This window comes from Streptomyces sp. TLI_55 (assembly GCF_900206255.1).
Taxonomy (GTDB): domain Bacteria; phylum Actinomycetota; class Actinomycetes; order Streptomycetales; family Streptomycetaceae; genus Streptomyces; species Streptomyces aquilus.
In genome coordinates this window covers 4,423,681-4,449,279 of the sequence record NZ_OAOJ01000001.1, presented here as the reverse complement: position 1 = coordinate 4,449,279, position 25,599 = coordinate 4,423,681, and the positions used below count along the sequence as shown (strand labels likewise).

The 25,599-nt window shown below is 70.7% G+C and carries 21 protein-coding genes, 4 tRNA genes and 1 other RNA gene; 15 read left to right on the top strand and 11 right to left on the bottom strand.

Annotated elements, in window-relative coordinates; translation table 11 throughout:
• Positions 1-10 precede the first annotated feature (10 nt).
• Entirely contained in the window at positions 11-1,249 is a 1,239-nt protein-coding gene (locus tag CRP56_RS20350; protein ID WP_097265972.1) for a tyrosine-type recombinase/integrase, read from the top strand.
• Between the two features lie 79 nt (positions 1,250-1,328).
• On the opposite strand, the gene CRP56_RS20345 is transcribed toward CRP56_RS20350, so the two are convergent.
• A tRNA-Ser gene (locus CRP56_RS20345) sits at positions 1,329-1,416 on the bottom strand.
• Positions 1,417-1,488: 72 nt separating this feature from the next.
• Between CRP56_RS20345 and ffs the strand changes: the two genes are divergently transcribed.
• From ffs to CRP56_RS20315, 6 genes are all read left to right on the top strand, one after another.
• Positions 1,489-1,587, top strand: an RNA gene (ffs, locus tag CRP56_RS20340) — signal recognition particle sRNA small type.
• Positions 1,588-1,650: 63 nt separating this feature from the next.
• A complete protein-coding gene (locus CRP56_RS20335) occupies positions 1,651-4,005 on the top strand; it encodes a DNA polymerase III subunit gamma and tau (protein ID WP_097265970.1) in 2,355 nt (784 codons plus the stop codon).
• A 229-nt stretch (positions 4,006-4,234) separates the two neighbouring features.
• Positions 4,235-5,488 carry a phosphoribosylamine--glycine ligase gene (gene purD / locus CRP56_RS20330; RefSeq protein WP_097265968.1) on the top strand — a complete coding sequence of 418 codons (1,254 nt, stop codon included), beginning with the start codon at positions 4,235-4,237 and terminating at the stop codon, positions 5,486-5,488.
• A gap of 359 nt (positions 5,489-5,847) precedes the next feature.
• Positions 5,848-7,638 (top strand): hypothetical protein, encoded by a 1,791-nt coding sequence (locus tag CRP56_RS20325; RefSeq protein ID WP_097265966.1) that lies wholly within the window; start codon positions 5,848-5,850, stop codon positions 7,636-7,638.
• Positions 7,639-7,801: 163 nt separating this feature from the next.
• Positions 7,802-9,304 carry a N,N-dimethylformamidase beta subunit family domain-containing protein gene (locus CRP56_RS20320; RefSeq protein ID WP_097265964.1) on the top strand — a complete coding sequence of 501 codons (1,503 nt, stop codon included), beginning with the start codon at positions 7,802-7,804 and terminating at the stop codon, positions 9,302-9,304.
• A 143-nt stretch (positions 9,305-9,447) separates the two neighbouring features.
• Entirely contained in the window at positions 9,448-10,347 is a 900-nt protein-coding gene (locus CRP56_RS20315) for a phosphoribosylaminoimidazolesuccinocarboxamide synthase (protein ID WP_097265962.1), read from the top strand.
• Between the two features lie 42 nt (positions 10,348-10,389).
• Here CRP56_RS20315 and CRP56_RS20310 read toward each other — a convergent pair.
• From CRP56_RS20310 to CRP56_RS20275, 8 genes are all read right to left on the bottom strand, one after another.
• Positions 10,390-10,465: transfer RNA gene (locus CRP56_RS20310), tRNA-Gly, on the bottom strand.
• Positions 10,466-10,488: 23 nt separating this feature from the next.
• The gene (locus CRP56_RS20305) at positions 10,489-11,097 is read right to left on the bottom strand and encodes a response regulator transcription factor (protein WP_097265960.1); all 609 of its coding nucleotides are present in this window, start codon (positions 11,095-11,097) and stop codon (positions 10,489-10,491) included.
• Complete coding sequence (locus tag CRP56_RS20300) at positions 11,094-12,305, bottom strand: sensor histidine kinase (RefSeq protein ID WP_097274283.1); 1,212 nt, start codon at positions 12,303-12,305, stop codon at positions 11,094-11,096. The genes CRP56_RS20305 and CRP56_RS20300 overlap by 4 nt, the downstream gene beginning before the upstream one ends.
• 14 nt (positions 12,306-12,319) lie before the next feature.
• Positions 12,320-13,099, bottom strand: coding sequence for an ABC transporter permease (locus CRP56_RS20295; RefSeq protein ID WP_097265958.1), 780 nt, complete (start codon positions 13,097-13,099; stop codon positions 12,320-12,322).
• On the bottom strand, positions 13,096-14,025 hold the full coding sequence (locus CRP56_RS20290) for an ABC transporter ATP-binding protein (RefSeq protein WP_097265956.1): 930 nt from the start codon (positions 14,023-14,025) through the stop codon (positions 13,096-13,098). Before CRP56_RS20290 ends, CRP56_RS20295 begins: the two co-directional genes overlap by 4 nt.
• A gap of 138 nt (positions 14,026-14,163) precedes the next feature.
• Positions 14,164-14,236, bottom strand: a tRNA-Gly gene (locus tag CRP56_RS20285).
• Positions 14,237-14,316: 80 nt separating this feature from the next.
• Positions 14,317-14,388 (bottom strand) — tRNA-Gly (locus CRP56_RS20280).
• Positions 14,389-14,511: 123 nt separating this feature from the next.
• Complete coding sequence (locus CRP56_RS20275; RefSeq protein ID WP_059194499.1) at positions 14,512-14,829, bottom strand: histone-like nucleoid-structuring protein Lsr2; 318 nt, start codon at positions 14,827-14,829, stop codon at positions 14,512-14,514.
• 293 nt (positions 14,830-15,122) lie between these two features.
• Here CRP56_RS20275 and purS point away from each other — a divergent pair, with 293 nt between their 5' ends.
• Genes purS through purL form a run of 3 tightly spaced genes read left to right on the top strand, consistent with a single transcriptional unit; the run spans position 15,123 to position 18,318 of the window.
• Complete coding sequence (gene purS / locus CRP56_RS20270) at positions 15,123-15,386, top strand: phosphoribosylformylglycinamidine synthase subunit PurS (protein WP_015659417.1); 264 nt, start codon at positions 15,123-15,125, stop codon at positions 15,384-15,386.
• Entirely contained in the window at positions 15,383-16,063 is a 681-nt protein-coding gene (gene purQ, locus CRP56_RS20265) for a phosphoribosylformylglycinamidine synthase subunit PurQ (RefSeq protein ID WP_079310179.1), read from the top strand. Before purS ends, purQ begins: the two co-directional genes overlap by 4 nt.
• Entirely contained in the window at positions 16,060-18,318 is a 2,259-nt protein-coding gene (gene purL / locus CRP56_RS20260) for a phosphoribosylformylglycinamidine synthase subunit PurL (protein ID WP_097265954.1), read from the top strand. Before purQ ends, purL begins: the two co-directional genes overlap by 4 nt.
• A gap of 72 nt (positions 18,319-18,390) precedes the next feature.
• Here the strand turns inward: purL and CRP56_RS20255 are convergent, their stop codons facing one another.
• Both CRP56_RS20255 and CRP56_RS20250 read right to left on the bottom strand, forming a co-directional pair.
• Positions 18,391-18,975, bottom strand: coding sequence for a Uma2 family endonuclease (locus CRP56_RS20255; protein WP_097265952.1), 585 nt, complete (start codon positions 18,973-18,975; stop codon positions 18,391-18,393).
• 109 nt (positions 18,976-19,084) lie between these two features.
• Entirely contained in the window at positions 19,085-20,539 is a 1,455-nt protein-coding gene (locus CRP56_RS20250; protein WP_373559656.1) for an MFS transporter, read from the bottom strand.
• A gap of 79 nt (positions 20,540-20,618) precedes the next feature.
• Here CRP56_RS20250 and CRP56_RS20245 point away from each other — a divergent pair, with 79 nt between their 5' ends.
• The 5 genes from CRP56_RS20245 to purM all read left to right on the top strand — a co-directional run bounded on the left by CRP56_RS20245 (position 20,619) and on the right by purM (position 25,567).
• Positions 20,619-21,266 carry a TetR/AcrR family transcriptional regulator gene (locus CRP56_RS20245; protein ID WP_097265950.1) on the top strand — a complete coding sequence of 216 codons (648 nt, stop codon included), beginning with the start codon at positions 20,619-20,621 and terminating at the stop codon, positions 21,264-21,266.
• A 10-nt stretch (positions 21,267-21,276) separates the two neighbouring features.
• Entirely contained in the window at positions 21,277-22,074 is a 798-nt protein-coding gene (locus CRP56_RS20240) for a maleylpyruvate isomerase family mycothiol-dependent enzyme (RefSeq protein ID WP_097265948.1), read from the top strand.
• 53 nt (positions 22,075-22,127) lie between these two features.
• Positions 22,128-22,871 (top strand): META domain-containing protein, encoded by a 744-nt coding sequence (locus CRP56_RS20235; RefSeq protein ID WP_373559655.1) that lies wholly within the window; start codon positions 22,128-22,130, stop codon positions 22,869-22,871.
• 61 nt (positions 22,872-22,932) lie between these two features.
• On the top strand, positions 22,933-24,462 hold the full coding sequence (purF, locus tag CRP56_RS20230) for an amidophosphoribosyltransferase (protein ID WP_097265945.1): 1,530 nt from the start codon (positions 22,933-22,935) through the stop codon (positions 24,460-24,462).
• A 34-nt stretch (positions 24,463-24,496) separates the two neighbouring features.
• Complete coding sequence (purM, locus tag CRP56_RS20225; RefSeq protein WP_097265944.1) at positions 24,497-25,567, top strand: phosphoribosylformylglycinamidine cyclo-ligase; 1,071 nt, start codon at positions 24,497-24,499, stop codon at positions 25,565-25,567.
• The last annotated feature ends 32 nt before the right edge of the window (positions 25,568-25,599 follow it).

Sequence of the window (25,599 nt, the reverse complement as noted above, 5' to 3'; positions counted from 1 at the left end):
AGGAGACGTCATGACAGAGAAGAAGCGCACTCGTCAGCCCAACGGGGCCTCCTCGATCTACTTCGGCAAGGACGGCAAGTGGCACGGCCGGGTGACGGTCGGCGTCCGCGATGACGGCAAGCCGGACCGCCGCCACATCGAGCGCAAGACCAAGGCCGAGGTGACCAGGGCTGTCCGCGACATGGAGCGGGCCCGGGACGAGAAGAAGCTCAGGAAGCCGGGCCAGAGCTGGACGGCCCAGGCCTGGCTTGAGCACTGGGTCGAGAACATCGCCAAGCCCTACGTCTCCGAGAACACGTACGACGGCTACGAGGTCGACGTACGCGTACACCTCGTCCCCGGCCTGGGCGCCCACAAGCTCGACAAACTGGAACCCGAACACCTGGAGCGCTTCTATCGGAAGATGCAAGAAGCCGGGAGCTCCGCCGGCACTGCCCACCACGCTCACCGGACGATCCGGGTCGCCCTCGGTGAGGCCAAGCGGCGCGGGCACGTCGCCACCAACGTGGCCGAGATCGCCAAGGCTCCGCGCCTCGAAGAAGACGACATTGAGCCGTTCACGATCGAGGAGGTTCAGAGCCTTCTCGTCGAAGCCGCCAAGCTCCGCAACAGCGCGCGCTGGGTCGTCGCCCTGGCGCTCGGTCTCCGCCAGGGGGAGGCGCTCGGCCTGCACTGGGAAGACGTCGACCTGGAGGCGGGATACGTCCGCATCCGCAAGAACCGTCTCCGCCCCAAGTACGCCCACGGCTGCGGCGACAGCCCGTGCGGCCGGAAAGCTGGCTACTGCCCCCAGAAGCAGCAGACCCGCCGCGAGCACAAGTCCACCAAGTCCCGCGCCGGGCGTCGAACGATCGGCCTGCCCGACCCGCTGATCAAGCTCCTGCGTCAGCACCAGGAGGCACAGGAGAAGGAGCGGACGGCGGCCGGTGCCGACTGGGAGGACAAGGGCTACGTCTTCGCCTCCCCGACCGGCGGCCCTCTCAGCCCGAACACGGACTTCCACATCTGGAAGCGACTGCTGCGGGACGCGGGCGTACGAGACGGCCGTCTCCATGACGCTCGCCACACCGCCGCGACGGTCCTCCTGATCCTCGGCGTCCCGGACGTCGTGGTCGACGCGATCATGGGATGGGAGCCCGGGGGAGCGGCACGCATGCGCGCTCGCTACATGCACGTCACCGGAACCCTGCTGCGGAAAGTCGCACAGCAAGTCGGCGACGCTCTCTGGGAGCTCCCGAAGACGAACTGAGACGGAAACTGAGACGGACAACGACGAAGGGCCCCACCGCGAACGGTGGGGCCCCTCGACATCGTGCCCGGTGAGGCACTGGCGGAGGATACGAGATTCGAACTCGTGAGGGGTTGCCCCCAACACGCTTTCCAAGCGTGCGCCCTAGGCCTCTAGGCGAATCCTCCGCCGCAAACAATACAAGACGTTGAGGAGTGCTCGCGAACTCGTTCCCACCCCCCGCCATCGGGTACTGTTTGGGCAGCCCCTCACGCGGCGCTATCTGACTGAACTCCCCCAGGGCCGGAAGGCAGCAAGGGTAGGTTGGCTCTGGCGGGTGCGTGGGGGGCGCTTGCGTTCCCGGGGTGGGTGGAGCCTCCGCGGGGCCCGGGTTGTCAGTGGGCGCCTATAACCTCGTATGCGTGTCGTCTCTCGCGCTGTACCGCCGCTATCGCCCGGAGTCGTTCGCCGAGGTCATCGGGCAGGAGCATGTCACCGACCCGTTGCAGCAGGCGCTGCGGAACAACCGGGTCAATCACGCGTACCTGTTCAGCGGTCCGCGCGGGTGTGGCAAGACGACCAGTGCGCGCATCCTGGCCCGCTGCCTGAACTGCGAGCAGGGGCCCACTCCGACCCCGTGCGGCGAGTGTCAGTCGTGCCAGGACCTGGCCAGGAACGGGCCGGGTTCCATCGACGTCATCGAGATCGACGCCGCGTCCCACGGTGGTGTGGACGACGCCCGTGAGCTGCGCGAGAAGGCCTTCTTCGGGCCGGCGAGCAGTCGATACAAGATCTACATCATCGACGAGGCCCACATGGTCACGTCGGCCGGCTTCAACGCGCTGCTGAAGGTCGTCGAGGAGCCCCCGGAGCACCTCAAGTTCATCTTCGCCACCACCGAGCCCGAGAAGGTCATCGGGACGATCCGGTCCCGGACCCATCACTACCCCTTCCGGCTCGTGCCGCCCGGCACCCTGCGCGAGTACCTCGGAGAGGTGTGCGGCAAGGAGAACATCCCCGTCGAGGAGGGCGTGCTCCCGCTCGTCGTCCGTGCCGGGCAGGGGTCCGTGCGTGACTCCATGTCCGTCATGGACCAGCTCCTCGCCGGTGCCCGGGAGGAGGGTGTGACCTACGCCATGGCCACCTCCCTCCTCGGCTACACGGACGGCTCGCTCCTGGACTCCGTCGTCGAGGCCTTCGCCACCGGTGACGGCGCCGCCGCCTTCGAGGTCGTGGACCGGGTCATCGAGGGCGGCAACGACCCGCGCCGCTTCGTCGCGGACCTGCTGGAGCGGCTGCGGGATCTCGTCATCCTCGCCGCTGTTCCCGACGCCACGGAGACGGGGCTCATCGATGCCCCCGCCGACGTCCTGGAACGGATGCAGGCCCAGGCAGGCACATTCGGCCCCGCCGAACTCAGCCGCGCCGCCGACCTCGTCAACGAGGGCCTCACCGAGATGCGGGGCGCCACGTCTCCTCGGCTCCAGCTCGAGCTGATCTGCGCGCGCGTGCTGCTGCCGGCCGCGTATGGAGACGAGCGGTCGGTGATGGCCCGCCTCGACCGCCTGGAGCGGGGCGTCAACTTCTCCGGTGGCAACGCCTCCGGAGGCATGGGCGCGCCCGCGATGGGCTACGTCCCCGGACCCGACGCCCACGCCCACGCATCCGCAGCTGCCGCCCCGATCCCGCCGGGCAGCGGCGCGGCCGCGGCGCGAGCGGCGGTACGAGGCGGAGGCGGAGGCGCAGGGCCCGTGGAAGCGGGAGCGGGAGCGCAGCCGGGTCAGCAGGGGCACTATGCCCAGCCGGGTCAGCCGGGTCAGCCGAGCCCTCTGAGTCAGCCAGCTCAGCCCGTTCCGGCAGCTCAGCCAGCCCCCTCCACGCCGTCGGCACCGCCAGTGCAGCCGCCGGCCCAAGAGCCCCCCGTCGCCTCCGCCCCCACCGGCGCCCCCGCTCCCGCTCCCGCCCCCGGCGCCTGGCCCACCGCCACCCCCGCCGGCGGCGGCCGGCGCCCCGGCGGCTGGCCCACGGCCACCCCGGCGGGCGGCGGCGGCCAGCCCGCATCCGCACCGGGCGCCGGCACCCCCGCCGCACCCCAGCCCACCCCCACCCCGGCACCTGCCCCGCAGCCCGCACCCCCCGCGGCCGCAGCCGCCTACGCACCCCCGGCCGGCGGCCTCGACCCCCGCATGCTCTGGCCGAACATCCTGGAGGCCGTCAAGAACCGCCGCCGCTTCACCTGGATCCTGCTCAGCCAGAACGCCCAGGTGGCCGGTTTCGACGGCACCACCCTCCAGCTCGGCTTCGTCAACGCCGGTGCCCGTGACAACTTCGTCAGCAGCGGCAGCGAGGACGTCCTGAAGCAGGCGCTGGGCGAACAGTTCGGCGTCCAGTGGAAGATCGAGGCCATCGTCGACGCGTCGGGCGGCTCGGCCCCGGCGCCGACCGGCGGCGCACAGAACTTCAACGCCGGCTACGGCGGTGGCGGCGCCCCCAGCACATACGGCACCCCGGCCGCCCCCGCGCAACGCCCGCAGCCCTCCCAGTCCCCCCAGCCCACACCCACGGCACCCGCCGCCCCGACCCCGTCGACACGCCCTCCGTCGGCAGCCCCCACCCCGGCACCCCAGCCCTCCGCCCCGGAACCGCCCCCGGTCGCCCCCGAGGACGACATCCCGGAGGACGACGACCCCGACCTCAACGAATCGGCCCTCTCCGGCAGAGAACTGATCGTGCGGGAGCTGGGCGCGACGGTGGTGGAGGAGTTCACGAACGAGTAGGCCGGCGAACTCGAGGACCCATCCGAGGACGCAAACGAGTAGGCCAGCGAACCCGAGGGCGCACTCACGGACGCAATCGGGTAGGGCAGCGAACCCGAGAACGCGCTCGAAACCGAGCTCGGCCTCTGCAAGGTCCGCCGCGAGTTGGAGGAACGTACAGGCCCCTCACCCCCCTCCCCTCAGCAACCCGCACAAAGCCGCACCCCCCGCGCCGGTTACCCTGAACCCCGTGAAGGTCCTTGTCATCGGCAGCGGCGCCCGCGAACACGCCCTGTGCCGCTCCCTGTCCCTCGACCCCGACGTCACCGCGCTGTACTGCGCCCCCGGCAACGCCGGCATCGCCGAGGTCGCCGAGCTGCACCAGGTCGACGCCCTGGACGGCAAGGCCGTCGCCGCGCTGGCCGGTGAGCTCGGCGCCGAGCTGGTCGTCGTAGGCCCGGAGGCACCGCTTGTCGCCGGTGTCGCCGACGCCGTGCGCGAGCTGGGCATCCCGGTCTTCGGCCCCTCCAAGGAGGCCGCGCAGCTCGAGGGCTCCAAGGCCTTCGCCAAGGACGTGATGGCCGGCGCCGGAGTGCCGACCGCCCGCTCCTACGTCTGCACGACGCCCGAGGAGGTCGACGAGGCCCTCGACGCCTTCGGCGCCCCGTACGTCGTCAAGGACGACGGCCTCGCCGCCGGCAAGGGCGTGGTCGTGACGCCCGACCTGGAGGCGGCCAAGGCGCACGCCAACGCCTGCGACCGCGTCGTCATCGAGGAGTTCCTCGACGGCCCCGAGGTCTCCCTCTTCGCCGTCACCGACGGCGAGACCGTCGTCCCCCTCCAGCCCGCCCAGGACTTCAAGCGCGCGCTGGACGGCGACGAGGGCCCGAACACCGGCGGCATGGGCGCGTACTCCCCGCTGCCGTGGGCGGACCCGAAGCTCGTCGAGGAGGTCCTCGACACCGTCCTCCAGCCGACCGTCGACGAGATGCGCCGCCGCGGCACCCCCTTCTCCGGGCTCCTCTACGCCGGCCTCGCGATCACCTCGCGCGGCGTCCGCGTCATCGAGTTCAACGCCCGCTTCGGCGACCCCGAGACCCAGGTGGTCCTGGCCCGGCTGAAGACCCCGCTCTCCAGCCTGCTGCTGGCCGCCGCCAAGGGCGACCTCGCCGACCTGCCGCCGCTGCGCTGGAGCGAGGACGCCGCGGTCACCGTGGTCATCGCCTCGCACAACTACCCCGGCACCCCGCGCACCGGCGACCCGATCACCGGCCTGGACGCGGTGGCAGCCGAGGACGCCCCGCACGCCTACGTCCTGCACGCGGGCACCAAGCACGACGGCGACGCCGTGGTCAGTGCGGGCGGCCGCGTCCTGTCCGTCACCGCGACCGGCAAGGACCTGAACGAGGCCCGCGACCGGGCGTACACCGCTGTCGGCCGTATCCACCTCGACGGCTCCCAGCACCGCACGGACATCGCCGCGAAGGCCGCGTCCGGCGCCTGAACCGTCCCGAGGCACCGGACCGATGAACCGGATCGATGAACCGGACCGATGAACCGAGCAGGCCCCGAATCCGTCTCTGGATTCGGGGCCTGCGGCTTTCGCTCGCCTCGAACATGACTGAATCCAAGTCAAGATCCAAGGCCTGATCATCGCTGTCCGTCATCCACCTTTCCCCAAAGCCATTCCATCGAGTGACCGATGTCTTTAACGGCTGACGGGGACCTGGGGCCCAACTAGGGTGCGGCGCAAGCGTTCCGGCACTTGGCCCACCGGCATTGCGATGTCGGTGGTGGGTGCCACAGTGGGGGAATGAGCAACGCCAGGACAGCAGGGAGGGGGCGACTCCGGTCGTGACCGGTATGGGTGTGGAGGCAGGAGCACAGGCCGCTCGTTCCCGGGCTCTCGCCGTGCTGCGCATCCGCAGCCGCGCGCTGGCCGTCGCACTGCTGCCCGCCGCGGTCGCCGTGGTGCTGTACGCGGGCGACAGCACCGGCCATCTGGTGGGCCCCGGCTGGCATGCCGCCCGCTGGACGGTCACCCCGCTCGCCGCCCTCGTCCTGCTCGCCGCCGCCGGCATCGCCCTGGTCGTGGCGCGCGCCCGCCCCGCGGTGAGCCCGACGGTGGCGATCGCCGAGGAGTCCGCCCCGGACCTGTACCGCATGGTCCGCGACCTGGCCGACCGCCTCGACGTCCCTGCCCCCTCCGCGATAGCGCTCACCCCGGACTGCGACAGCTGGCTGGAGGACCGCACCCACCCGGCCCACGGCCCGCCCCCGCGGACCGACCGTGACGAGCTCACCGGCGCCCACGGCGTACACCGCCGTACGACAGCGGCCCCCGTCCTCGTCATCGGCTCCCCGTTCCTGTGGTGGATGCGGGTGGGCGAGCTCCGCGCCGTCCTCGCCCCGGTCGTCGCCGGTACGGGCCCCTCGGCCCACCCGGACATAGCCGCGGCCCGCCGTTTCGTGCGCGGTCTGGACGCCGCGGTGGCCGTCTCCTCGACATCCGGCCGCTGCCCGCTGACCCGCGGGGTGTGCGCGGGCGTCGGCTGGGTGGCGCGGCTGCTGCTCCGAAGCTGCCGGGAGCACGCGGCGCTGATGGAGCGCGGGGTGGCCGCCGCGGCCGCCGAGCGCGCACAGGCGGTGGACTACGGTCTGCGGATCGTCGCGCAGGAGCAGGTGGGCCTTGCGTACGCGGGCTGGGACCGCCTGCTGACCCGGGTCGCGCTGCCCGCGTGGCGCATGGGCCGCTGGCCGTCCCGACTGGACGCCGGCGTGGTGGCCGCCCTCACGGAGCTGTCCCGCCGCGACCGGCTGGCCGAGGGCTTCGCCTCCCGACTGGGTGAGCGCCCGGCCTGCGACCTCCTGGAGGAGCCCGGCGCGATCGACGAGGCGGCCTCCCTCCTCGCCGCCCGCCTCTTCCACGGCGGCCCCGCTGAAACCGGCCCGGACTGGGCCCCGGTCACCTGGCAGGAGTACCCGGAAGAGGTCGTGGACCGGAAGTGGCGCCTGGACGCGGCCCGCCTCCACAGAGTCCTGGACGCCCAGGGCATCCACCACACCCCGGACCCCGCCACCCCGGCCACGGCGGGCCCCACCCTGTCGAGGGTCCTGGACTACTTGGCCACCCCGCCGAACACCGCGGCCGCCCCCGCCCCGACCTTGGCCACCCCGCCGAACACCTCCGCCCCCGTCCCCGCCGATGTCGATGTCGATGTCGATGTCGAAACCGAAGACGGCGAGTCCGAACCCGGCAGCGAACGCACCCACACCCTCGCCGCGGCCCTCACCACCGAGCTCGCCCGCGAGGAGGCCACGGCCCCCGAGGCAAAGGCGCCCGACACCCAGCCCCCGCCCCTGCCCTGGGACGACGCCACCCTCCCCCTCTTCCCGCTCCAACCCCCACGCAGCGCCCGCGAACTCCTCACCGACCACGTCACGGCGATGGTCTGCTGCGCCGCGATGGACACCGCCGGCGCCACCCCCGGCCTGGACTGGCTGGACGGCCCGACCCTCCTCATCAACGGAGAGCGGACCCCGGACCTCGCCCCCGGAGTCCTCAGCCTCATCGAGGACGGCGACCCCGTCCCCCTGCGCCACTGGCTGACCCAGGCAGGGATACGCCCGGAGAAGCCGCTCCGCCTGGTCTGAGGCAGCCGTATCGGAACCTCTGATTCCACTTTCGGCCAATTCGCAACGAATAGTGACAGCCTGCGCGCGTTATGTGATGTGCTGGGACCGATCGCGCACATGGCAAAGGCTTGCGACATAAGACACGCACAACCACACGGGGGTACGAGGGAGGGGAGCAGCCATGGGTCCGGAGCCGATCCGCCGCTGGGAGTCGGGAGCCCTGGCGCACGCCGTGACGGACCCCTTCGGCCAGGGCCCCCTCCCCTGGCTCCGGGGCAGCGAGACCTACTTCGACGACACCGGCCAGGTCGTCCCCTGGTACGTGGACAGCACCCCGCCACCACCCCCGGCAGGGGCCACCGGCGCCCGTATCCCCACCCCCCGCTCCTCCTCCGGCGGCCCCCGCGCGGCCGACGACGTCCGCCGCCAGATCAAGGGCTTCGCCTCCACCGGCGCGGTCGCCCCCGGCGAGGCCGTCGACTTCCACATCACGGTCGACCCGCCGCAGGAATTCAGCGTCGACGTCTACCGCATCGGCCACTACGGCGGTGACGGCGCCGCGAAGATCACCACCAGCCCCCGCCTCTCCGGCATCGTCCAGTCCCCGCCCCTCACCGCGGACCGCACGGTCTCCTGCCACCACTGGTGGCTGAGCTGGCGTCTCCAGATCCCCTCGTACTGGAGCATCGGCGCGTACGTGGCCGTCCTCACCACCGCCGACGGCTACCGCTCCCACATCCCCTTCACGGTCCGCCACGACCAGCCGGCCGACCTGCTCCTGCTCCTGCCGGACGTGACGTGGCAGGCGTACAACCTCTACCCGGAGGACGGCCGCATCGGCGCGAGCCTCTACCACGCGTGGGACGAGGACGGCCGGCTGCTGGGCGAGTCCGACGCGGCGACCACGGTCTCCTTCGACCGCCCGTACGCGGGCGCGGGCCTGCCCCTGCACGTGGGCCACGCCTACGACTTCATCCGCTGGGCCGAGCGCTACGGCTACGACCTCGCCTACGCCGACGCCCGCGACCTGCACTCCGGCCGCGTCGATCCCACCCGCTACCGCGGTCTGGTCTTCCCGGGCCACGACGAGTACTGGTCGGCGAACATGCGCCGCACCGTGGAGCGCGCCCGCGACCACGGCACGTCCCTCGTCTTCCTCTCCGCCAACACCATGTACTGGCAGGTGGAGTTGGGCCCGTCCCCGTCCGGCGTCCCCGACCGCCTGCTGACCTGCCGCAAGCGCCGCGGTCCCGGCCGCCCGGTGCTGTGGCGCGAGATCGACCGCCCCGAGCAGGAGCTGATCGGCATCCAGTACGCGGGCCGGGTCCCCGAGCCCCACCCCCTGATCGTGCGCAACGCCGACCACTGGCTGTGGGAGGCGACCGGCGCCCAGGAGGGCGACGCCATCGAGGGCCTGGTCGCCGGCGAGGCCGACCGCTACTTCCCGCGCACCCCGCTGCCCGCCCACGACGACCGCATCCTGCTCGCGCACTCCCCGTACACCGACACCGAGGGCGCCCTCCGCCACCAGGAGACGTCCCTCTACCGCGCCCCCTCGGGCGCCCTGGTCTTCGCGTCGGGGACGTTCGCCTGGTCCCCGTCCCTGGACCGCCCGGGCCATGTCGACCCCCGCGTCCAGCGCGCCACCGCCAACCTCCTGGACCGCATCTGCAAGCGTGACTGAGCCACGCACATCACCCGCAGCACACCCCAAGTCCAAGGTCAGCCGCTTATAAGGGACAATCGACCCGTTGGCCCGCCCGTCGCCCACCACCGCCCTACTCGAGCCCTACGGGCGCCCCTTTTGTTCAACCACGGGGAGGAACCGTGTCCGGATTCGTAGAAAAGCCCGAGCCGATCCAGGTGCCGGGCTTGGTCCATCTCCACACCGGCAAGGTGCGCGAGCTGTACCAGAACGAGGCGGGCGACCTCGTGATGGTCGCCAGCGACCGCATCTCCGCGTACGACTGGGTGCTGCCCACCGAGATCCCGGACAAGGGCCGGGTCCTCACCCAGCTCTCCCTGTGGTGGTTCGACCAGCTCGCCGACCTGATCCCGAACCACATCATCAGCACCGACCTCCCCGAGGGCGCCCCGGCCGACTGGGCGGGCCGCACGGTGGTCTGCAAGTCGCTCCAGATGGTCCCGGTCGAGTGCGTGGCCCGCGGCTACCTCACCGGCTCCGGCCTGGTCGAGTACAACGAGTCGCGTACGGTCTGCGGCCTCGCCCTCCCCGAGGGTCTGTCCGACGGCAGCGAGCTCCCCGCCCCGATCTTCACCCCGGCCACCAAGGCCGCGGTCGGCGAGCACGACGAGAACGTGTCGTACGAGGAGGTCGCCCGCCAGGTCGGCGCCGACACCGCCGCCCAGCTGCGCCAGGCCACCCTCGCCGTCTACACCCGCGGCCGGGACATCGCCCGCGACCGGGGCATCCTGCTCGCGGACACCAAGTTCGAGTTCGGCTTCGACGGCGACACCCTCGTCATCGGCGACGAGGTCCTCACCCCGGACTCCTCCCGCTTCTGGCCGGCCGAGTCGTGGGAGCCGGGGCACGCGCAGCCGTCGTACGACAAGCAGTTCGTGCGGGACTGGCTGACCTCGGCGGCCTCCGGCTGGGACCGCAAGAGCGAGCAGCCGCCGCCCGCGCTGCCGCAGGAGGTCGTGGACCGCACCCGCGCCAAGTACATCGAGGCGTACGAGCGCCTGACGGGCACGAGCTGGAGCTGACGCACGAGAAAGACCCCGGTCCACCGGACCGGGGTCTTCATCTGGAGCGAACGACGAGGTTCGAACTCGCGACCTCAACCTTGGCAAGGTTGCGCTCTACCAACTGAGCTACGTTCGCACTGCGCCGAAGCGCGATGCCTACTATACCCAACCTCGCTCGCGCGCGAGACGTACGGCGGTGTGCCGGTTCTCCGCCCCGAGCTTCGAGACGGCCGACGACAGATAGTTGCGTACGGTCCCCTGGGACAGCGCGGCCCGCTCTGCGATCTCCGCGACCGGCGCCCCGTCGGCGGCGAGTTCCAGCACCTCGGCCTCGCGCGCGGTCAGCGGCGAGTCGCCGGCGGAGATCGCGTCGGCGGCCAACTCGGGGTCGACGTAACGGTTTCCGGCGTGCACTGTGCGGATGATCTCGGCGAGCTTCTGCGCGCTCACCGTCTTGGGGACGAACCCCCGCACACCCGCCTCAAGAGCCCGCTTCAGATGCCCGGGCCGACCGTGACTGGTCACGATCAGCACCCGGCAGCCGGGCAGTTCGGCCCGCAGTGATGTGGCGACCTTCACACCGTCCGCCCCCGGCATCTGCAGATCGAGCACCGCCACATCCGGCTCGTGCGCCCGGGCCATCGCCAGCGCCTCCGGCCCGGACGCGGCCTCGGCGACGACCACCAGATCGTCCTCCAACGAGAGCAGCGCGGCCAGCGCCCCGCGGATCAGATGCTCGTCGTCGGCCAGCAACAGCCGTACGGTCACGAGGCCACCTCGGTCACCATCGGCACCTGTGCCACCAACCGGAACACACCCTCCCGCACGGTCCCCGCCTCCAACGTCCCGTCCACCGCCGCCAGCCGCTCCCGCAGCCCGGCGAGCCCGGACCCGCCCGGCCCGGACGGACCGGCCGCCCCGTCGTTCTCCACCGTCAGCACCACACCGTCCTCCGTCCTCCGCACGGCCACCGTGCACCGCTTGGCGTCCCCGTGCCGCAGGACGTTCGTCGTCGCCTCCCGGACCACCCAGCCGAGCGCCGACTGCACGTCCAGCGGCAGTCCGGCCGCCTCCCCACTGACCGTGCACTCGATCCCGGCCGCCGCCAACACCCCCTGGGCGCCGCCGAGTTCGACCCCCAGGTCGGCCTCCCGATAGCCGCGTACGACCTCCCGCACCTCGCGCTGCGACTCCTGCGCGATGCGCTGCACCTCGATCATCTGCTCCTCGGCCTCAGGCCGCCCGCGCCTGGCCAGCTGCACGGCGAGCTCGCTCTTCAGCGAGATCACCGCGAGGTTGCGGCCCATGACGTCGTGCAGATCGCGCCCGAACCGCAGCCGTTCCTCGGCGACGGCGAGCCGCGCCCGGGTCTCGCGGGCCTCGTCGAGTTCGTACACGGCGTTGAGGAGCCAGACGGAGAAGGCGGAGCTGAAGGCGACGAACCCGGCGCCGAGCAGCACGACCAGCGTCGTCACCAGGGCGGCGGGCGCGGGCAGCCCCAGCGGCAAGGCCACGACCCCCGCCCCGGCCGCGAACCCGGTGACGACGCCGTAGACCCGCCGCCGCTCGGGCACGCCCATCGCGACGACGCCGGCACCGAAGATCAGGATGACCCCGAAGACGCTGCCGGCCGCGGTCTGGGCGTCGTCCCCGCCCGGCCCGCGCTCCGAGACGCCGATGGCCGTGACGGCGACGACGGCGGTCACCGCGCCGAGTGTCCACAGCATGTGGACGGGCCGCTCGCGCCGCCCGCGCGTCCAGTCCAGCACCCGGGAGGCGGTCACGGCACAGGTGCCGGCGTGCACGGTCACCAGCGCCAGCAGCGGGGCGGCGAACCAGGGCGTCATCGCACCGACGAGCGGCAGCCCGACGGTGACCACCTCGATCACCGCGAAGAAGTGGAACGACCAGCGGGTGTACGTCTCGACCTTGGCCGGCGTGCTCTTCCGCCCCCACCAGCTCCCCGGCTTGCGCATGCTCTCCCCGTACCTCAGCGCCTCGGCTCCCACCGGAACCACCGCCCTACAGCAAACACCCCCGCCGCGGCCCAGGCCAGCGCGGTCAGCACCGGCCCGATCGTCTCGTACACGCTGAGCTCGCCGGTCCAGCCGCCGCGGATCAGTGTGATCACCGGGGTCAGCGGCAGCAGCTCGCACACCGAGGCCATCCGGTCCGGCAGCAGCTCCAGCGGGACGGTCATCCCCGACCCCGCCATGGCGACCAGCACCAGCGGCAACGCCGTGACCTGAGCGCTCTCCACGGTCCGGGTGAACGCCGCGGTGACGGCGGCCAGCAGGGCGCTTGTCGCCAGCCCGAGCAGCAGGCCCAGGACGGCGAGGTGCGGTGCCTTCGGGGCCGGGATGTCTAGCAGGGCGGTACAGGCCGCGACCAGCACCAGGGACTGCACGAGCCCCGTCGTCACGGCCGGCAGCGCGGTCCCGGCGATGATCTCGCCGTCCCGCAGTTCTCCCGTCCGCAGCCGCTTGAGGACGAGTTCCTCGCGTCGCGCGACGAAGACGCCGACGAGCGCCGAGTACACCGCGAACAGCAGCGAGAACCCGATCGCCCCCGGCAGCAGCACCGTCCCGACGTCGAGCCCGGTGCCCTTCAGGTCCATGTCCTCGACCAGGGTCCGCACGCTCAGCGGCAGCACCAGCGGCATGAACACCGCGGTGACGATCATTCCCCTGCTGCGCCCGAAGAGCGTCAGCTCGGCCCGCGCGAGGGACTTCATCCGCCCCACCGCCATCCGATCGACGACGACGCTCATGCCGTGACCTCCTGAGCCGCGATCCCCAGGAACGCCTCCTCCAGCGAGGCCGACCGCACATCGAGCCCCCGCAGCTCGACCCCCGCCCTCGACGCCCACCCCAGTACTTCCGTGGCCACCCGCTGCAACTCCCGCGTCCGCAGCCGTACGACCCGCCCGTCGACCTCGTGGGAGAGCACCCCCAGCTCCCCGAGCGGCGGCAGATCGCCCACGAAGTACCCCTGGGGCAGCTCGAAGGAGATCCGCGAGGGCTGCCCGGCCGTCACCTCGGCGGGGGTCCCGGTGACCGCGATCCGCCCCTCGTGCAGGATGGCGAGCCGGTCGGCGAGGCCCTCGGCCTCCTCCAGATAGTGCGTGGTCAGCAGCACCGTCGTACCGCCGTCGCGCAGCGCGCGCACCAACTCCCAGGTGTCCCGGCGTCCTTCGGCGTCGAGCCCGGTCGTCGGCTCGTCCAGGAACAGCACCTCGGGCCGCCCGAGCAGCGCGAGAGCGAGGTCCAGCCGCCGCCGCTCGCCGCCGGACAGCTGCTTCACACGTACGTCGCCGCGGCGCGCGAGCCCGACGAGCTCCAGCGCCTCGACGGGCGGCCGGGCCCCGCTCACGCACCCCGCCCACATCCGGGCGGTCTCGGCGACGGTCAGCTCGGACGGGAACCCGCCCTCCTGGAGCATCACGCCGGTCCGCGGCCGTACGGCGGCCCGCTCGGCACAGGGATCATGTCCGAGCACCCGCACCCGGCCGCCGGCCGGTGCCGCGAGCCCTTCCAGCACCTCGACCGTGGACGTCTTGCCGGCCCCGTTGGTGCCGAGCAGGGCGAAGACCTCGCCGCGGGCCACGGAGAAGCTGATCCCGCGGACCGCCTCGAACCCGCCCCCGTAGACGCGTCGCAGGCCGGTGACCTCAATCACGTTCGTGTTCGTGTCCATGGTGCAAGCGTCCCGGCGCCGGGAGCCTGGCAGGAGTGCGCGCTGTCATCACTCGGCATGACAAATGTCAGCGGCCAGTCGAGAGGCACTGGGCACACGAAGAAGCCCCCCGGCAGAAGCCGGGGGGCTTTCATCAAGAGCGAACGACGAGGTTCGAACTCGCGACCTCAACCTTGGCAAGGTTGCGCTCTACCAACTGAGCTACGTTCGCATTGCCTCCGGTCAGCTCTCACCGACCGGCGCGAGCACCATCCTACCTGATCCACAAGAGGGACCAGACCGGCGATGCAGAGCGGGTGACAGGAATTGCACACTGCGCCTTCCCCCTGGAAGGGGGATGTTCTGCTACTGAACTACACCCGCATGTACTCCGTGGGCTGGGCTTTTCCGTCCCCGCCCCTCGGCGTGCTCCAGACTCTAGCCGACCAGGAGGGGTGCAGCGCAAGTCGGTTGTCCCGAGGGGCGGGTGACCGGGCGTCGACGGGGCTACTGCGCCTCGGCGAACGCCTCGTAGACCTTCTTGGGGATGCGGCCGCGGGCCGGCACGTCCATCTTGTTCGCCTGGGCCCAGGCGCGGACCGCCGCCGGGTCGGGGGCGACCTCGGTCTGCTTGTACGCCTTGCCGGACCGGGAACGCTTGCGACCGGCTTCCACGTAGGGCTCGAGGGCCTTACGCAGTTTCTCGGCATTCACCTGATTCAGGTCGATCTCGTACGACTTGCCGTCGAGTCCGAAGGCGATCGTTTCCGCCGCTTCCGAGCCGTCGATGTCGTCAAAGAGAGTGACCACGACCTTCTGCGCCACGAATATCGGTCCCTTCGTACGGCACTTTGCCAATTCATTTGTACAGTGCCCGACAATGCATTGTGAAGCCCGACTAAATCCTTTGGCGTGTCCGAGCGCAATAGGTATCGGGTGTCGATCGCGGATCTTTCCTGGAAATTTTGGTGAACGCCGCCCCTGATGCCGGATCGTGACTGTGGTCACGTAGCTTCCTACAAGTCAACGCGCGTAGAAATTTTGTGCGGGTAGTCTGAAGGTGCCTGTTGGAGGACACCCGCAGGAACCTTGCTCAGCACCACACACCGGGAGTGCCAGTGGCACGCGTCGTAGTCGACGTCATGCTCAAGCCGGAGATCCTCGACCCCCAGGGCCAGGCGGTGCAGCGCGCACTGCCGCGTCTGGGTTTCGAAGGCATCTCGGACGTCCGTCAGGGAAAGCGTTTCGAACTGGAAGTTGACGGGCCGGTCGACGAGGCCGCGCTCGCCCGCATCCACGATCTTGCGGAATCCTTCCTCGCCAACACCGTGATCGAGGACTTCACGGTGAAGGTGGAAGAAGTCGCGGAGGCCGCGAAGTGACCGCTCGTATTGGCGTCGTCACTTTCCCGGGGAGCCTCGACGACCGGGACACCCAGCGCGCGATCCGCCTCGCGGGCGCCGAACCGGTCGCCCTCTGGCACAAGGACAAGGACCTCCACCAGGTGGACGCGGTCGTCCTCCCGGGTGGTTTCTCCTACGGCGACTATCTGCGGGCCGGCGCCATCTCCCGCTTCTCGCCGGTGATGGAGACGGTCATCGAGCAGGCGAAGGCCGGCCTCCCGGTCCTCGGTATCTGCAACGGCTTCCAGATCCTCACGGAGGCCCACCTCCTCCCGGGCGGGATGCTCGGCAACGACCACCTGCACTTCATCTGCCGCGACCAGAAGCTGCGGGTGGAGAACACCTCCAGTGCCTGGACGGTCGACTACAGCGCGGGCCAGGAGATCCACATCCCGCTGAAGAACATGGACGGCCGGTACGTCGCCGACGAGTACACCCTCGACAAGCTCGAGGCCGAGGGCCGCGTCGCCTTCCGGTACGTGGACTTCAACCCGAACGGCTCGCTGCGCGACATCGCCGGCATCACCAACGAGGCCGGCAACGTCGTAGGCCTCATGCCGCACCCGGAGCACGCCGTCGAGCCGCTCATCGGGTCGGGCCGCACCGACGGCCTCCCCTTCTTCACCTCGATCCTCAAGAAGCTGGTCAACGCATGAGCCGGACGCCTCTGGACACGGTCGAGCACGCGGCCGCGACCCCCGACGTCGAGCTGCCCTGGGCCGAACTCGGTCTGAAGAAGGACGAGTACGAGCGGGTCGTGGAGATCCTCGGCCGCCGGCCCACCGGTGCCGAGCTCGCCATGTACTCGGTCATGTGGTCCGAGCACTGCTCCTACAAGTCCTCCAAGGTCCACCTCCGCCAGTTCGGCGAGAAGGCCCCGCAGAGCGACGCCCTGCTCGTCGGCATCGGCGAGAACGCGGGCGTCGTGGACGTCGGCCAGGGTTACGCCGTGACCTTCAAGGTCGAGTCGCACAACCACCCCTCCTACGTCGAGCCCTACCAGGGCGCGGCCACGGGCGTGGGCGGCATCGTCCGCGACATCATCGCCATGGGCGCCCGCCCGGTGGCCGTGGTCGACCCGCTGCGCTTCGGCGCCGCCGACCACCCCGACACCAAGCGCGTCCTGCCGGGTGTCGTCGCCGGCATCGGCGGCTACGGCAACTGCCTGGGCCTGCCCAACATCGGCGGCGAGGTCGTCTTCGACGCCTGCTACCAGGGCAACCCGCTGGTCAACGCCGGTGCCATCGGCGTCATGCGGCACGAGGACATCCACCTCGCCAAGGCGTCCGGCGCGGGCAACAAGGTCATCCTGTACGGGGCCCGGACCGGCGGCGACGGCATCGGCGGCGCCTCGATCCTGGCCTCCGAGACCTTCGACGACGCCAAGCCGTCGAAGCGCCCGGCCGTCCAGGTCGGCGACCCCTTCCAGGAGAAGCTCCTCATCGAGTGCACCCTGGAGGCCTTCAAGGAGAAGCTGGTCGTCGGCATCCAGGACCTCGGCGCGGCGGGCCTGTCCTGCGCGACGTCCGAGCTGGCTTCGAACGGCTCCGGCGGCATGCGCGTCACCCTCGACGACGTCCCCCTGCGCGACTCGACGCTCTCTCCCGAGGAAATCCTCATGAGCGAGTCGCAGGAAAGGATGTGCGCGGTCGTGGAGCCGGAGAAGGTCGACCGGTTCCTGGAGATCTGCGACAAGTGGGACGTCATCGCCACCGTCATCGGTGAGGTCACCGACGGCGACCGGCTGGAGATCTACTGGCACGGCGGCAAGATCGTCGACGTCGACCCGCGCACGGTCGCGCACGACGGCCCGGTCTACGAGCGCCCGTACGCCCGCCCGTCCTGGCAGGACGAGCTGCAGGCGGACGACGCGAACAAGCTGCCGCGGCCCGCGACGTCGGACGAGCTGAAGCAGCAGGTCCTGAAGCTCGTGTCGTCCCCGAACCAGGCCTCCAAGAAGTGGATCACGTCCCAGTACGACCACTTCGTACAGGGCAACACGGTGCTGGCCCAGCCCGAGGACTCGGGCATGATCCGCATCGACGAGGAGACCGGCCTCGGCGTCGCCATCGCGACGGACGGCAACGGCCGCTACGCCAAGCTGGACCCGTACGCGGGCGCCCAGTTGGCGCTGTCGGAGGCCTACCGCAATGTCGCCACCACCGGCGCCAAGCCGCTCGCGGTGTCGGACTGCCTGAACTTCGGCTCGCCCGAGGACCCGGCCGTGATGTGGCAGTTCGCGGAGGCCATCCGTGGACTGGCCGACGCCTGCCAGCAGTTGGGCACCCCGGTGACCGGCGGCAATGTCTCGCTGTACAACCAGACCGGCGAGGTCGCCATCCACCCGACCCCCGTGGTCGCGGTGCTCGGCGTCATCGACGACGTCGCCCGCCGCACGCCCGTCGCCTTCCAGGAAGAGGGCCAGCTGCTCTACCTCCTCGGTGACACCCGCGAGGAGTTCGGCGGCTCGGCCTGGTCCCAGGTCGTCCACGACCACCTCGGCGGCCTGCCCCCGAAGGTGGACCTGGAGCGCGAGCGCCTGCTCGCCGAGATCCTGATCTCCGCCTCCCGCGACGGCATGATCGACTCCGCGCACGACCTCTCCGACGGCGGCCTGATCCAGGCGGTCGTGGAGTCGGCGCTGCTCGGCGGCAAGGGCGCGCGTCTGGTCGTCCCGGACGGGCTCGACGCCTTCACCTTCCTCTTCTCCGAGTCCGCCGGCCGCGCCGTCGTCGCGGTCCCGCGCTCGGAGGAGGTCCGCTTCAACGACATGTGCGGTGCGCGGGGCCTGCCGGTCACCCGCATCGGTGTCGTCGACGGCGAAACCGTGGAGATCCAGGGCGAGTTCACGCTCTCCCTGGAGGAGCTGAAGAAGGCCCACGAGGAGACGATCCCGGCGCTGCTCGCGTAGCCGGCTGTACGAAGAGGAGGCCCCGCCCGGATGTTCTGCTTCCGGGCGGGGCCTTCTTGTCGAACGGCAGGTTCAGCGGACGTAGTTCTTGAGGGTCTCCGTGTCGAGCTCGATGTTCATCGGGCCCGGGATGCGGATCTTCTCGCCGAACTTCGCGGTGTGGATGTCGCGGTAACCGCCGATCTGTCGGGCCGGGTTGCTGTGCACAGTGAGCGTGCAGGAATCCCGGTCGATCAAGAGGTACAGGGGGATTCCGGCCTGGCCGTACGCGGTCGGCTTCTCGTGCCGGTCCCGTCGGTCGGTGTCCGAGTCGTACGAGGTGACCTCCACGACCATGAGCGCCCCGTCGGGGTCGGCCCATTCGCCGTGCCCCGCGAAGTGAGCCTCGGGTGCGAGTACCGCGTCCGGTTTCGCCCTTCCTTCCCGATATGCATCGACCCGGAGCCCCTGGCTCTGGTACAGGTCCAGGTCGGGCCTGTGCTGCATGCAGCGCCGGGCGAGCCAGGACACGATGGTGCTGTGGTCCCCGTCCGCCACCTTCTTCACGCTGATCCGTCCGTCGATGAACTCCAACGTGACGGTCTCGGGAGCGGCGGAGGCGATCGTTTCGAACTCCTCCACCGACATCTGAGACGTGCGCTCGGCCATAACCGTCATGTTGCACCCCCCTTCCAGGCGGAAGCCAGTGTTGTCCGGGCCCGGCCCCGCGGGGCGGCTTTCGCGGCCGATCACACGTACGAGTGATCGCTGATCGCACCCGCGGACTTCAGTTCCCGACCGGCACGGGCGCCGGGACGGGCTCCGAGGACGCGGGCCCCGCCTTCGGCAGCCGCAGCGCCAGCACCACCCCGAGCGCCATCAGTCCCGCCCCGCACAGGAACACCGCGTCCATGGCGGAAACGTACGACGTCATGTCCGTGCCGTCGCTCAGCCTGCTGATCAGGGTGCCGAACAGGGCGGCGCCCAGGGCCGTGCCGAGGGTCTGGAAGAAGCGGATGCCGGTCGTGGCGACCCCGAGCTGGTGGCGGGGTGCCGCGTACTGGACGAGCTGGATGAGCTGGCCGATCAGCTGACCGAACCCGGCGCCGACGAGGAGCAGTTCGGCGCGCAGCCACCAGAGCGAGGTGTGGGTGCCGGTGGTGGCCAGGAGGAGGAAGGCCACGGCGGTGACGGCGGAGCCCGTGATCACGAACGTCCGCTCGGACCAGCCGCGTTCGGTGAGCTTGCCTGTGACGATGCCGACCACGGTCATGCCGATCGCCATCGGGATGAGATACAGGCCCGCCGAGGAGCTCGCGATGCCGCGGACGACCTGGAGATAGACCATCACGTAGTACATCGAGCCGACCATGGCCGCGCCGACGAGCCCCTGGATGACGAAGCCCCAGCGCAGCTCCGGGACCCGGAACATGGACAGCGGCAGGATCGGTTCGGCGGCGGTCTGCTGGCGGCGCAGGAATAGCGCGAGGGAGGCCGCCGAGGCCAGCGCCAGCCCGATGACCTGCGGGGACGTCCAGTCGTACGCCTTGCCGCCCCACTCGGTGACCAGCAGCAGCGTGGTGGAGAAGGCGGCGGCGAGGGCCGCGCCGGGGAAGTCGATGCGGTGCCGCTCGGTGTGCCGGGGGAGTTTCAGGGCGAGCGCGGACACGGCGAGGACCGTGATGCCGATGGGCAGGTTGACGTAGAAGATCCAGCGCCAGCTCGCGTGGTCGGAGAGCACCCCGCCGATCCACGGGCCGAGCGCCATGCCGCCGCCCGCGACGATGCCGCCCATGCCGGCGCCCTTGCTGTCCTTCTCCTTGCCGGGCCCCTTGAGCTGGGCGATCACCACCATCGTCACGCTCATCAGCCCGCCGGCGCCGATGCCCTGCACCGCCCGGGCGGCGATCAGCTGGCCGATCGACTGGGCGGCCCCGCACAGCGCCGAGCCGAACAGGAAGGTGCCGACGGCCCCGAGGAAGACCTGCTTGGCGCCGAGGGTGTCGCAGAGCTTGCCGTAGAGCGGGAGCACCGCGGCCGAGGCCAGCGAGAAGGCGCTGACCAGCCACGGGATCTTGTCGATGCCGTGCGTGGGGTCGAGGTCCCGGACGATCGGGACGGTCGCCGCGGACACGATCTGCATGTCCAGGACGGCCAGCACGATCGTGGCGAGGCAGACGAGGAAGCCGATCTTGCGCTGGGTGTCGCTCATGGCCTGGGGCTGGCGCTGGGTCTCGGTCATGGGCAGAACCATGCCCGAGAATCGTGTACCGAGTCAATGTTTCATCCGAGATTAAATTTCATCTTGGTACAGTGACGGCATGGCTTTTGCTGAGGGCATGGGGCTGCGCGAGCGCAAGAAGCTCCAGACGGCGATCCGGATCTACCGGACCGCGGTGGCGCTGTTCGACGAGAAGGGCTTCGACGCCGTCTCCGTGCAGGAGATCGCCGACGCCTCCGAGGTCTCCAAGATGACCGTCTTCAACTACTTCGGCACGAAAGAGGACTTGGTCTTCAAGCCCATGGAGGACCACTTCTCCGATCCGGCCCACGCGGTGCGCGACCGCAAGCCGGGCGAGTCCGCCGTGGACGCCGTACGCCGGCAGTTCCTGGAGATGATCGACGGCCGCGACCCCTCGATCGGCCTGAACGCCGAGCCCTTCGCCCGCCGGATCCGCTCGGTGATCATGGCGACGCCCGTGCTGCGGGACCGGGCCTACGTCTCGGCGGAGAAGGGCGCCCTCGAACTCGCCGACCTGCTCACCGAGGAGACCGGCGACCGCACCCTGGCCCTGATCGCCGCCTCCACCCTCACCCACGTCCGCCAGGCCCTGGTCGAGGAGCACCACCTGCGCATCGACGCCGGCGAGAGCGTGGACGAGGTCGCCGCCGACGCCGCCGAACGGGCCGAGCGCGCCTTCGCGTTGGTGGCCGGGGGCCTCGCCGGGTACGCCGTCCGACAGGCCTAGGCTGACCCCCATGCCACCGGCCAAGAAGCGCGCTCGCAGCTACGACCCCGCCAAGATCCGCACCGCGGTGCTCACGCAGTTCGGGCAGGTACGACAGGCCGTACGCACCCTCACCCCCGAGCAGTTGACCGGCCCCACCCGTCTCGGCGACTGGACCGTCCGTGACCTCGCCGCACACGTCACCATGGCCGTCGGCGCCATCAGCAACGCCCTCGACGCCGAGGAACCGCCCAAGCGCGCCCTCGCCCTCCTGGACTGGCCCGCCACCACCGCGTCCCGAGGCGCCGACATCGACGACGGCACCCGGCAACTGGCGCAGGACAACCCCGACCTCGACGCCCTCTACGCCCGCACCGAGGAACGCTTCATCGCGAGCCTCGACCGGGCCCCCGACGACCGCCTCATCGGCAGCCGCACCGGCGCCATGACCCTCGCCGACTACCTGGTCACCCGGACCGTCGAACTCGTCGTCCACACCGACGACCTGAACGCCGCCGTCCCCGGCCTCGACATCCCGTACGACCGCCAGGCCCTGGCCGCCTGCACCCGGCTGCTCGCCGACGCGCTCGCCGCCAAGGCCCCCGGCGGTTCGACCGAGGTGCGGATCCCGCCGTACGCCGTGGTGCAGTGCGTCGAGGGGCTCCGGCACACCCGCGGCACCCCGCCCAACGTCGTCGAGACCGACCCGCTGACCTGGATCAGACTCGCGACCGGGCGGCTGACCTGGAAGGACGCCGTCGAGGACGCCAAGGTGAGCGCGAGCGGGGAGCGGGCGGATCTCGGCGGGTTGCTGCCCCTCATGGGCTGACACGGGAACCCGTCTCCCGACCCATCCGTCCCACCGCCATGGACAAACAGCGAATGACCCTCGCCGTCCTGACCGTCCTCCCGCTCGCCGCGGCCTGCGGAACCGAGCAGGCCGACGGCGGTTCGGTGGCCGCCGAGCGATCCGTCACCGGCATCCACTGGAGCGTCGACAGCGTCACCGTGGACGGCACCACCCACCGGGCCCCCGCCGGGGCGAACGTCACGATCGAGGACGGCAAGGCGGCCGGCAACTACGGCTGCAACCACTTCAACGCCAAGGTCTCCTTCGAGGACAGCACCCTCCGGCTCAGCGACCCCACGACGACCGAGATGGCCTGCGAGGAGCGCCCCATGGCCTTCGAGCGGACCCTCGCCCGCACCCTCACCGTCGGCGCCCTGAAGACCGACGTCACCGATCACCGGCTCACCCTCACCACCGACGACGGCGACACCGTCCGCCTCACCGAGGAACCGGACGCCCCGCTGTACGGCACGAAATGGGACATCACGTCACCGAGTCCCACCGGCGGAGCCCACCTCGTCTTCGACAAGAGGACCGGCAAGGTCACCGGCAGCCTCGGCTGCAACAAGGTCACGGCGACCGCCACGATCCGCGACGGACATATCACCCTGGGCGCCCCCGCCACCACCCGAATGATGTGCGACACCTCACTCATGAAGACGGAGAAGGCCCTCCTGGGCTTCTTCGACGGCACGGTGAAGTACGAACTGGATCATCGCGCCCTCACGTTGACCAGCGAAAACGGAAAAACCACCAACGCCGTCGCGACCGAGTGATCCCGTAAAGGTCCGTATCCCCAATTCGGACCAGTGGTCGACCTCGCCTACACTCGGGGACGTGCCACGTGGTGACGGTCGACTCAATCATGATCTGCTCCCCGGCGAGAAAGGCCCCCAGGACGCGTGTGGCGTCTTCGGTGTCTGGGCTCCGGGTGAAGAGGTCGCCAAGCTCACTTACTTCGGGCTCTACGCCCTCCAGCATCGGGGCCAGGAATCCGCGGGTATCGCGGTCAGCAACGGCTCCCAGATCCTCGTCTTCAAGGACATGGGCCTCGTGTCCCAGGTCTTCGACGAGACCTCTCTCGGTTCGCTCCAGGGTCACATCGCGGTCGGACACGCCCGCTACTCGACCACCGGTGCCTCCGTGTGGGAGAACGCCCAGCCGACGTTCCGTGCCACCGCGCACGGCTCGATCGCGCTCGGCCACAACGGCAACCTGGTCAACACGGCGCAGCTCGCCGAGATGGTCGCCGACCTCCCGAAGGACACCAACGGCCGCTCGACCCGCGTCGCGGCCACCAACGACACCGACCTGCTCACCGCGCTCCTCGCGGCCCAGGTCGACGAGGACGGCAAGCCGCTGACCATCGAGGAGGCCGCTCACACGGTCCTTCCGAAGGTGCGCGGCGCGTTCTCCCTCGTCTTCATGGACGAGCACACGCTGTACGCCGCCCGCGACCCGCAGGGCATCCGCCCGCTGGTCCTCGGCCGCCTGGAGCGCGGCTGGGTCGTCGCCTCGGAGTCCGCCGCCCTCGACATCTGCGGCGCGTCCTACGTCCGCGAGATCGAGCCGGGCGAGTTCGTCGCCATCGACGAGAACGGCCTGCGCACCTCCCGATTCGCGGAAGCGAAGCCCAAGGGCTGCGTCTTCGAGTACGTCTACCTCGCGCGCCCCGACACCGACATCGCCGGCCGCAACGTGTACCTCTCCCGCGTGGAGATGGGCCGCAAGCTGGCGAAGGAAGCCCCGGTCGAGGCGGACCTGGTCATAGCGACTCCGGAGTCCGGCACCCCGGCCGCCATCGGCTACGCGGAGGCGTCCGGCATCCCGTTCGGCGCGGGCCTGGTGAAGAACGCGTACGTCGGTCGTACGTTCATCCAGCCCTCCCAGACGATCCGGCAGCTCGGCATCCGTCTGAAGCTGAACCCGCTGAAGGAAGTCATCAAGGGCAAGCGCCTGGTCGTCGTGGACGACTCGATCGTGCGCGGCAACACCCAGCGCGCCCTGGTCCGGATGCTCCGCGAGGCGGGCGCCGCCGAGGTCCACATCCGGATCTCCTCGCCGCCGGTCAAGTGGCCCTGCTTCTTCGGCATCGACTTCGCCACCCGCGCGGAGCTCATCGCCAACGGCATGACGATCGACGAGATCGGCACCTCGCTCGGCGCCGACTCCCTGGCGTACATCTCCATCGACGGCATGATCGAGGCGACCACGATCGCCAAGCCGAACCTGTGCCGCGCCTGCTTCGACGGCGAGTACCCGATGGAGCTCCCGGACCCCGAGCTGCTCGGCAAGCAGCTCCTGGAGACCGAGCTGGCCGCGGGTCCCGCAGCCACGGCCGCGGCCGACGCGATCCGTCGCCCGTAAGCCTCGTAGAACCCAACCCGAAAGATCCCAGGCAATGTCTGAGACCACATCCTCCGGTGCTTCCTACGCGGCTGCCGGCGTCGACATCGAGGCGGGCGACCGCGCCGTAGAGCTGATGAAGGAGTGGGTGAAGAAGACGCAGCGCCCCGAGGTCCTCGGCGGCCTCGGCGGTTTCGCCGGCCTCTTCGACGCCTCCGCCCTCAAGAACTACGAGCGTCCCCTGCTCGCCTCCGCCACCGACGGCGTGGGCACCAAGGTGGACATCGCGCGCCAGCTGGGCGTCTACGACACGATCGGCCACGACCTGGTCGCGATGGTCATGGACGACATCGTGGTGTGCGGCGCCGAGCCGCTGTTCATGACCGACTACATCTGCGTCGGCAAGGTCCACCCCGAGCGGGTCGCCGCGATCGTCAAGGGCATCGCCGAGGGCTGTGTCCTCGCCGGCTGCGCCCTGGTCGGCGGCGAGACGGCCGAGCACCCCGGACTGCTGGGCCCGGACGACTTCGACGTCGCCGGCGCCGGTACGGGCGTCGTGGAGGCCGACCGGCTGCTCGGCCCCGATCGCATCCGTACGGGTGACGCGGTCATCGCCATGGCGGCCTCCGGTCTTCACTCGAACGGGTACTCGCTCGTCCGGCACGTCCTGCTGAACCAGGCGGGCCTGTCCCTGGACGCGCGGATCGAGGAGCTGGGCCGCACGCTCGGCGAGGAACTCCTGGAGCCCACCAAGATCTACTCGCTGGACTGCCTGGCGCTGACGCGCACCACCGACGTGCACGCCTACTCGCACGTCACCGGTGGTGGCCTCGCCGCCAACCTGGCCCGCGTGATCCCCGACGACCTGCACGCGATCGTCGACCGCTCCACCTGGACCCCGGCCCCGATCTTCGACCTCGTCGGCAGGACCGGCTCGGTCGAGCGTCTGGAGCTGGAGAAGACCCTGAACATGGGCGTCGGCATGATCGCGATCGTCCCCGAGGAGTCGGCGGACGTGGCCCTCACGACGCTGGCCGACCGCGGGGTCGAGGCCTGGGTGGCCGGCGAGATCACCGACCGCGGCGACCACGCCACGGGCGCGGAGCTGGTCGGGGACTACGCCTGAGCAGTCCGCTGCCGACTGGCAGCGCAAAACCC

Excerpts from the sequence above, each read along its gene's own strand:
- purM (WP_097265944.1), top strand. The coding sequence starts at position 24,497 with ATGTCTGAGACCACATCCTCCGGTGCTTCCTACGCGGCTGCCGGCGTC.
- CRP56_RS20240 (WP_097265948.1), top strand. The coding sequence starts at position 21,277 with ATGCCACCGGCCAAGAAGCGCGCTCGCAGCTACGACCCCGCCAAGATC.
- purL (WP_097265954.1), top strand. The coding sequence starts at position 16,060 with ATGAGCCGGACGCCTCTGGACACGGTCGAGCACGCGGCCGCGACCCCC.
- CRP56_RS20245 (WP_097265950.1), top strand. The coding sequence starts at position 20,619 with ATGGCTTTTGCTGAGGGCATGGGGCTGCGCGAGCGCAAGAAGCTCCAG.
- CRP56_RS20255 (WP_097265952.1), bottom strand. The coding sequence starts at position 18,975 with ATGACGGTTATGGCCGAGCGCACGTCTCAGATGTCGGTGGAGGAGTTC.
- CRP56_RS20350 (WP_097265972.1), top strand. The coding sequence starts at position 11 with ATGACAGAGAAGAAGCGCACTCGTCAGCCCAACGGGGCCTCCTCGATC.
- CRP56_RS20290 (WP_097265956.1), bottom strand. The coding sequence starts at position 14,025 with ATGGACACGAACACGAACGTGATTGAGGTCACCGGCCTGCGACGCGTC.
- CRP56_RS20235 (WP_373559655.1), top strand. The coding sequence starts at position 22,128 with ATGACCCTCGCCGTCCTGACCGTCCTCCCGCTCGCCGCGGCCTGCGGA.
- CRP56_RS20250 (WP_373559656.1), bottom strand. The coding sequence starts at position 20,539 with ATGACCGAGACCCAGCGCCAGCCCCAGGCCATGAGCGACACCCAGCGC.
- CRP56_RS20295 (WP_097265958.1), bottom strand. The coding sequence starts at position 13,099 with ATGAGCGTCGTCGTCGATCGGATGGCGGTGGGGCGGATGAAGTCCCTC.
- CRP56_RS20300 (WP_097274283.1), bottom strand. The coding sequence starts at position 12,305 with ATGCGCAAGCCGGGGAGCTGGTGGGGGCGGAAGAGCACGCCGGCCAAG.
- CRP56_RS20320 (WP_097265964.1), top strand. The coding sequence starts at position 7,802 with ATGGGTCCGGAGCCGATCCGCCGCTGGGAGTCGGGAGCCCTGGCGCAC.
- CRP56_RS20325 (WP_097265966.1), top strand. The coding sequence starts at position 5,848 with ATGGGTGTGGAGGCAGGAGCACAGGCCGCTCGTTCCCGGGCTCTCGCC.